We start from the raw sequence: 3,852 nt of genomic DNA on the forward strand, positions 1-3,852 counted from the left end.
GTGGACGGCAGAGCAATATCAAAATGACGACTCGGTTTGCGTGCTTTCACTGCAGCCGGATATCCAATTCTCGGTCTCGATGCTTTGTGCAGAGCACACCCCTCAGTCTATTTCTGTTAAGCAATTTATCGCTTCATTGAAGAGCCATACTCAGCCTATAACTTAAGGTTATAGGCTCGCCATAAATTGGTATTCGGCAGCTTCTAAGTTCTTAATTAAAGTAAACCCATACAAAGATTTATTAATTAGGAATACTCATGTCTATCGCTCAACCTTACCTTCTTTTTTTTGGGGATGTTACCGACCCACTTGCCGCAAAAACAGCTCGCGGTATTCATCAATGGCGACCAGAAATTTGCCTAGGTCAGCTTCGTTTAACAGACGTTACCGTTTCACTTGGCTTAACGGATATGACCTTACAAGAGGCGCAAGCACAGGGCGCGAAAACGCTAGTGATTGGCACAGCAAACCCAGGTGGTGTTATTCCTGACTCTTGGCAGCCAACCATAATGGAAGCTACAGAAATGGGATTTGAGATTGCATCTGGCATGCACCAACGACTGAGTGAATTTTCACCGCTTGCTGACATGCAACAGCGAGGATTGACTAAGCTTCATGATGTACGCCATTTTGATGGTGATCTAAACGTTGGTAACGGTAAGCCTCGTCAGGGTAAGCGCCTTCTTACGGTCGGAACCGATTGCTCAGTAGGAAAAATGTTCTCGGCGTTGGCCATTGAAAAATCGCTTAAACAAGTAGGAATCTCTGCTCAGTTTAAAGCGACAGGGCAGACAGGTATCTTGATTGAAGGCAAAGGCATTTCTATTGATGCGGTGGTGGCGGATTTCATTTCTGGCGCGGTTGAAGCGATTAGCCCCGATTTTACTGACTACGAGTGGGACATCATTGAAGGGCAGGGTTCTTTGTTCAACCCTTCGTTTGCAGGCGTGAGTTTGGGATTATTGCATGGCGCACAAGCTGATGCTTTGGTGCTATGTCACGAAGTAGGGCGACCACATATTCGCAACCTTCCTCATGCGCAATTACCAACGATTGAACAGACGATCGAAGCTAACTTGCAAGCCGCGCGATTGACGAATCCAGATGTAAAATTGGTTGGCATCTGCTTGAACACGTCGGCAATCAGCATTGAAGACGCTGAGACATTATGCCAAGAATGGACCACACTCTATCAAGTGCCCGTGACGGATCCAGTGCGTTTTGGTGTACAACACATTACTGATCATTTGCGACATTCACTTTAACGACGTCATCATTTCTACGTTTCCATTTGTTAAAGCGAACATCAACCGAGTGAAATTATGAAGATTACAGCAGAACCCATTACTATCGCGATGCAAACGCCTTTTCGCATCTCTCGTGGCAGTCGAACTGAGTGTCACGTTGTTCGTGTTTACATTGAACATGGTGGCAAACAAGCTCAAGGCGAATGCACGCCTTACCCACGATACGGCGAGTCATCGGAGTCTGTGTTAGCGCAAATCCAACAAGCGTCTAGCGCACTTGAAGCTATGTTTGCACGAGGCGTTACCGATCCCGCAGAGCTAAGAGATCATCTTCAGTCTTTATTGACTGGAGGGGCAGCGCGAAATGCGGTCGATTGTGCGCTTTGGGATTTCGAAGCGCAGCAGAACGGCCAGATGTTTCCAAATAGCTTGTTTGAGCTACCCAATCAAATCGTTACTGCAATGACAGTCTCCATTGGCACACCAGAAGCGATGGCTACCCAAGCTCGAGATTATGTGGCGAATGGTGCGAAACTTCTAAAAGTGAAGCTTGATGGCGAGCAGGTAGTAGAGCGTGTTCGTGCAGTGCGAGAAGCGGCACCCGATGTTCTGGTTGTACTGGATGCTAATGAAGCGTGGACAGGGTTGAATCTCGAAGAGTTGTTTAATCAACTAACAGAGTTTGATATCGCGATGATCGAGCAACCTTTGCCGCAACAACATGATGCGTCACTGGCACATATCAATCACCCGATCCCACTGTGTGCGGATGAAAGCTGTCATACCACTTCGCAACTTTCATCTTTGTTAGGCAAGTATGAAATGGTTAACATCAAGCTCGATAAAACGGGCGGTTTGACCGAAGCCTTGGTACTTGCTGAAGAAGCTCAAAGGCTCGGCTTTACTCTGATGTCGGGTTGTATGCTAGGCACCTCATTGGCGATGCGAGCGGCGCTGCCTATTGCGGTTCAATCTGAAATCGTCGACCTTGATGGTCCTGTGCTATTAGGGCAAGATGTTTCGCCAGCACTGACTTATCGAGATGGGATGATCATTCTTTAAGGTGGCTTAGCGTTCAGTATTGATGATGTAGGTCATAGGTAGGCACGCGAACTTTTGGACAGAACCTTCTTAGAGTAATCACCTAAATTAGAAATATACGGATAACTTTTTGTATCGAAAGTCGCTTAGAAAGTACAAATATGACACGCACATTTAGCGTTAAATGTCACACTAACTTAATTGCGCTAGTTATGAACAATACATTTGCCTTGTAATACCATTGTCATCTCTTCTTTTTCGCTTGTAGATAGCTTGAAAAACATCGGTAACAAGCGTTCGCAATCACCGAAATACGCACACGGTTATCCCAGGTCAATTTTTCTATCTCTATGAATCTAAGAGTAAATTTTGGTAGGCATAAGATAATCGAGCACAGCGTTAAGCGCAATGCTCGCTTTTGCCAGAAGAAAGTACTCAAAATTGCGCACTTGATGCCATCCAACTAATTGATTAAAAAGCGATTTCTGGAGTATAGTAAGAGGATAAGCGAGGCAAGCACTCTGCGTGATAAACAGAATGCTGTTTAATAAGCTGTTATCTCTCTAGATGGAAATCAGTAGTAATGTTTAAGAAAGTAGAAATAAACCATTGGCGTCAATTCGAAAGAATAGAAATAGATCTTGATGAAAAAGTAACAATCATTACAGGCTCAAATGGTGCCGGAAAAACGACGATCCTTGGCGTTTTAGGCAAGACTTTTGGGTGGAATACTCGTTTACTTTCTACTCCAGCCAAAGATCAAGAATCTGGCCTAATGCGTTTTTTAACCGGCAAATGGGATTCTTTTTTTTCTAAAGAGGAAGAACAAGAATCATGGATTGAAATCGGCAAGGTACAATATTCAAACTTAAGCGTATCTAAAGTTTCGGTTCCTAAGAAAGCTGGTTCAACTTACGATTTAAATTTCTCTGAGCAACAGCCTATTCAAGGAATGCACGTACCTTCTCATAGACCAGTGTTTAGCTATAAAGAAGTTGAGTCAATTCCAACTAAGCCTAAGAAAAAAGAAGATTACTTTAATGAGTATAATGCTAACGTTGTCGATAAATTCAACAATACGGGTGAATGGCTTAAAAATATAAGTCCGAATTATTTACTTAAAGAGTCTCTAATTGGGCTTGCTACCTTCGGGTACGGCAATAGTCATGTCGTTGCCAATAAGGAATATGCAGAATTATTCGAAGGGTTTCAGGAAATCTTGAAAATAATGTTACCTGCAACCTTAGGGTTTAAACACTTAGAAATAAGAATCCCAGAAGTGGTTTTAGTAACGGAGTCTGGTGAGTTTTCTATTGATGCTGCTTCAGGTGGTGTGGCATCAATAATTGGTGTAGCGTGGCAAATATACATGTTTTCTCAAAATAAAGAGAACTTTGTAATCACGATCGACGAGCCAGAAAATCACTTACACCCTTCCATGCAAAGAGAGTTAATTCCAAATTTAAGCAAAGCTTTTCCTAAGGCCCAATTCGTTATTGCTACTCATAGTCCATTTATTATTGGATCTTCTAAAAAATCCCAAGTGTACGCTCTTGCATACAAT

3 protein-coding genes and 1 pseudogene are annotated in these 3,852 nt (G+C 43.2%); all 4 read left to right on the forward strand.

All coding sequences use genetic code 11. The features are described from left to right. Positions 1 to 166 (forward strand): annotated as a pseudogene (locus tag AB4496_RS07060) (LysR family transcriptional regulator); the annotation flags it as partial. Positions 167 to 257: 91 nt separating this feature from the next. After that, a complete protein-coding gene (dgcN, locus tag AB4496_RS07065; RefSeq protein WP_102258246.1) occupies positions 258 to 1,265 on the forward strand; it encodes an N-acetyltransferase DgcN in 1,008 nt (335 codons plus the stop codon). A 57-nt stretch (positions 1,266 to 1,322) separates the two neighbouring features. Next, entirely contained in the window at positions 1,323 to 2,309 is a 987-nt protein-coding gene (gene dgcA, locus AB4496_RS07070; protein WP_102258245.1) for an N-acetyl-D-Glu racemase DgcA, read from the forward strand. A 562-nt stretch (positions 2,310 to 2,871) separates the two neighbouring features. Continuing rightward, positions 2,872 to 3,852 (forward strand): AAA family ATPase (locus AB4496_RS07075; RefSeq protein ID WP_372130734.1); only part of this gene is annotated, 981 nt, incomplete at its 3' end.

Source organism: Vibrio sp. 10N.222.46.A1 (assembly GCF_041473595.1).
GTDB classification, from domain to species: Bacteria; Pseudomonadota; Gammaproteobacteria; order Enterobacterales; family Vibrionaceae; genus Vibrio; species Vibrio tasmaniensis_A.

What these genes read in the sequence shown, in the direction of transcription:
- dgcN (WP_102258246.1), top strand. Translation starts at nt 258, where the DNA reads ATGTCTATCGCTCAACCTTACCTTCTTTTTTTTGGGGATGTTACCGAC.
- dgcA (WP_102258245.1), top strand. Translation starts at nt 1,323, where the DNA reads ATGAAGATTACAGCAGAACCCATTACTATCGCGATGCAAACGCCTTTT.